Genomic DNA, 3,512 nt, shown 5'->3' with positions numbered 1-3,512 from the left:
CCAAGGCCTTTACTTCAAAAATTGCTCCTGTATAATAAGACAAACCACGAGCAAGGGTTATATCCAGTTCAATATTCTCGTCGCTTACGCCAAATGCAGCCATATAGCTCCACATTTCACGTAGTTCTTCAATTCCCTTTTTACCTGTCTCAGAATTTTGTAACAATTCTTCCAACTTAGCAAACTTTTCTTGGTTAGTGCCCGAAATCGTAAAGATTGGCGCCAGATTAGCCAAAGCCTCCTCAGAAAAGCCTCTTTCTGCTAATTCTGCCATCACTTTTTCTTGACCAATTTTATCTAATTTATCAATTGCTACAGCCAAAGCGGCTTCTTGACCCGCAGCACCAATGGCTTCTGACAAACCCGAAAGGATTTTACGGTTATTGATTTTCAGGTTAAAGCTAATATTCAGACTTTGCATTACTTCCTGAATAATCATCACGATTTCGGCTTCACAAATCAAAGAATCCGTGCCTACCACATCAGCATCGCATTGGTAAAATTCACGGTAACGACCTTTTTGAGGACGGTCGCCACGCCAAACGGGTTGGATTTGGTATCTTTTGAACGGAAGCGGTAATTCATTTCGATTCATTACCACATATCTTGCAAAAGGTACTGTTAAGTCGTAGCGTAAGCCTTTCTCAGCAATTTTTGTGGTAAGTTTTTTATAATCTGATTTTAAATCCTCTTCAGAGATTTTCTTAGTAAATTCTCCAGAATTAAGAATTTTAAACAAAAGTTGGTCACCTTCTTCACCATATTTGCCCATCAAAACCGAGAGGTTTTCCATCGATGGGGTTTCTAAAGGTTGGAATCCAAATCTTTGAAATACTGCTTTAATCGTATCAAAAATATAATTTCTTTTGACCATTTTTTCAGGGCCAAAATCTCTTGTTCCACTAACTAATGATGGTTTATCACTCATGATTTTTAAGTAGTATTTTGATTAACTATCTGATGGTAGGTGAAATTTTCAAATAAAAAAGAGATTCAACAAAACTGAAAATATTGTTTTCAGCTGTTTTTTGTGTCCATTCTAGCTATTATGATTCCCTACGGTTTTCTAAAATATCTGCAAAAATAACAAACCCTTTAGGTTTTTGGAAGCCTAAAGGGTTTTAATATCTGAAAATATCTATATTTCAGTGTATTTCTCAAAGGAATATCCAGCATTATGTTGGATAAGAATGTTTAATTCTGTAATTTTGCACCTCAAACAAAAAATCTGTTTACAATGGCCGTTACAAGACTAAAAAGAAAAGACAGAAGAAATAAGGCTATAGCTACAAACAAAGTCGAAGCAATTAAGCGTTTGCGTTTGAAGCCAGAAATCAAGTTGATTGATATCGAAGCGATCAAAGCTGAATTTGCTGCGAAGGCTGCGAAGTAATTTTCGAAATTTCTTCTAAGAGATTTAAACCTCGTCGGTAGTGGCGGGGTTTTCTTGTTTTTGCACCGCCTGCCTATCATTTACCTTCTTTTGCTGAGGTTTACTTTTTCTTTCCTCTTTTTTATCTTCCTTTTTCTCCATCTTTTTATCTTCCTTGTTTCTAAGCACCTCACCCAAATGGTTCAATTTCTTGATTTGCTTGGCTAGTTCTTTTTCTTGCTTATTCATTTTTTTGTTAATATCCATCAAAACTCTAAAACGAACCGCCTGACCAAGCGACACTAGCCCAAGATTGGTTATGATAAGTCCATACAGGCCTAATAAAAACCATACATAAAACTCCTCATTAGCACCTTTTTTATATCCAGCAGTGGTAACTACCGAAAGTCCAAATCCGAATAAAAGTATACCAGCGGCGGCACATAAAAGCCATTTGGTACGCAATGGCATGCGCTTTACTAGTCTTTCGCCTGGTGCTTTTTTTGCAATTTTTGGTCTCATTTTATTTATAAAAGTATTAGGGTTAAAAAATGTGTTAGTTTGGCTTTAAGCTGTCGGCAAAAGTATATCTTTGATTATAAAAAAACCTATTGAAATGATCTGCCTAATACCTACAGCTTCAGTCCTAGATATGCCAACTTTAGCTGTTTATTCAGATAGCCAATAATCGGCCAATAATTTTTCGACTTCTCTAAACTCGTCATAAAGATTTTTAGGAATAATCGTTTTGGCATAAGTATAGCCATGCTTTTGCCACAAGAAAAAAGTATAATAATCAGACTCATAAATGGCTTTCATGATAGTCTTTTGTTTGTTGTTGAGATGGGTAGATAGTTTTTTCTCAACACTCATCAAAAAATATGCTTTAGTTTTGAAAAGAAGCATTTTTTTTCCATTTACATACTTTTCAATGGGTTGCGCTTTCAATTCTACACTTTTTAGTGCCTCCTTGGGCAAATATACATCCTCGATACGTTCGATATAAAAATTTGAACCATTGGTTCTAAATCGCCATCCTTTGGGTAATTCATTCCTTAAGGCTAGGACTCTTTTATCTTTGCAAAGCGTATTTACATCAAGATAACGAAAAGTAGCATTTTGTCCAAAAAAAGACAATGAGATAAGCATAAACCCTGATAGGAAATAGAATTTAATCCAATTAATTGGGGCATTTTTCATATTTATTCAAGTTTGCTGTTAAATTTACAAACAGTTTATTTCGGTAAACTTAAAACTATTTTTATAATCAATAACTATTCCCGAATTACAGTACGACAAATGCCTATTATGGATACTTTCGACCTAGTGCAAATGTTTTACTGTATTTAAAATTTAAACTTAAACAATTTTTCCAATGAAAATCAAGAAGAAGGTAATTTTAAGTGCCGCAGTTTGTCTTTTGGGCTTAAAAGTTCAAGCACAGGATTTCCGTTTTGTAGAAAAAAATCCTGAAAAACCAGACGCCACTGAATATTGGGACCCAGAAGTTCGTGTTGTAACCCCAGGAGCTATTCCTTCAGATGCTATCGTACTTTTCGACGGCAAAAATCTTGACCAGTGGGAGTCCATCAAAGATGGTAGTGCCGCTAAATGGGAGGTAAAAGATGGTGTTTTTACAGTTGTAAAAGGTACTGGAAATATTTCTACCAAAAAACACTTTGGCGACTGTCAGCTACACATCGAATGGCGCTCTCCTGAAGAACCAGAAAATGTAAAAAGCCAAGGACGTGGCAACAGCGGGGTTTTCTTCCATGGAATCTACGAAGTACAAGTATTGAATTCTTATAAAAACAGAACATACCGCAACGGTCAAGCAGGTTCTATTTATAAGCAAACACCTCCAATGGTAAATGCTACAGCCAAACAAGGCGATTGGAATACCTACGATATTATTTATACCGCTCCACGCTTTACTGCAAACGGCGGAATCGAAACGCCAGGCTATATTACCGTAATTCACAACGGTGTTGTGGTACAAAACCATACAAAAATTCAAGGCGTAACTAATTATATCGGACAGCCAACCAATCCTGTACACGGACCAAAAGGCCCTATTTCTTTGCAAGACCACGGAAATGCAGTAAGTTTCAGAAATGTTTGGATTAGAGAATTGTAAGAT

General features: G+C 36.1%; 5 protein-coding genes. 2 read left to right on the top strand and 3 right to left on the bottom strand.

Annotated features, from left to right (window positions below):
- The coding region (locus ACOVQ4_RS14455; protein ID WP_421821336.1) for a histidine--tRNA ligase at positions 1-928 on the bottom strand (928 nt) is incomplete at its 3' end.
- A 309-nt stretch (positions 929-1,237) separates the two neighbouring features.
- Here ACOVQ4_RS14455 and ACOVQ4_RS14450 point away from each other — a divergent pair.
- The gene (locus ACOVQ4_RS14450; protein ID WP_166552404.1) at positions 1,238-1,393 is read left to right on the top strand and encodes a hypothetical protein; all 156 of its coding nucleotides are present in this window, start codon (positions 1,238-1,240) and stop codon (positions 1,391-1,393) included.
- Positions 1,394-1,417: 24 nt separating this feature from the next.
- On the opposite strand, the gene ACOVQ4_RS14445 is transcribed toward ACOVQ4_RS14450, so the two are convergent.
- A complete protein-coding gene (locus ACOVQ4_RS14445; protein ID WP_421821335.1) occupies positions 1,418-1,894 on the bottom strand; it encodes a hypothetical protein in 477 nt (158 codons plus the stop codon).
- Between the two features lie 147 nt (positions 1,895-2,041).
- Entirely contained in the window at positions 2,042-2,572 is a 531-nt protein-coding gene (locus ACOVQ4_RS14440; protein WP_421821334.1) for a hypothetical protein, read from the bottom strand.
- A gap of 175 nt (positions 2,573-2,747) precedes the next feature.
- Here ACOVQ4_RS14440 and ACOVQ4_RS14435 point away from each other — a divergent pair, with 175 nt between their 5' ends.
- A complete protein-coding gene (locus tag ACOVQ4_RS14435; RefSeq protein ID WP_421821333.1) occupies positions 2,748-3,509 on the top strand; it encodes a 3-keto-disaccharide hydrolase in 762 nt (253 codons plus the stop codon).
- Positions 3,510-3,512: the final 3 nt, after the last annotated feature.

Source organism: Flectobacillus sp. (assembly GCF_049240685.1).
Lineage (GTDB): Bacteria > Bacteroidota > Bacteroidia > Cytophagales > Spirosomataceae > Flectobacillus.
Note: the sequence above shows the minus strand (reverse complement) of the source record. Positions and strands in the feature narration are given on the sequence as shown.

Coding starts and splice junctions, on each gene's coding strand:
- ACOVQ4_RS14450 (WP_166552404.1), top strand. CDS start 1,238: ATGGCCGTTACAAGACTAAAAAGAAAAGACAGAAGAAATAAGGCTATA.
- ACOVQ4_RS14435 (WP_421821333.1), top strand. CDS start 2,748: ATGAAAATCAAGAAGAAGGTAATTTTAAGTGCCGCAGTTTGTCTTTTG.
- ACOVQ4_RS14445 (WP_421821335.1), bottom strand. CDS start 1,894: ATGAGACCAAAAATTGCAAAAAAAGCACCAGGCGAAAGACTAGTAAAG.
- ACOVQ4_RS14440 (WP_421821334.1), bottom strand. CDS start 2,572: ATGAAAAATGCCCCAATTAATTGGATTAAATTCTATTTCCTATCAGGG.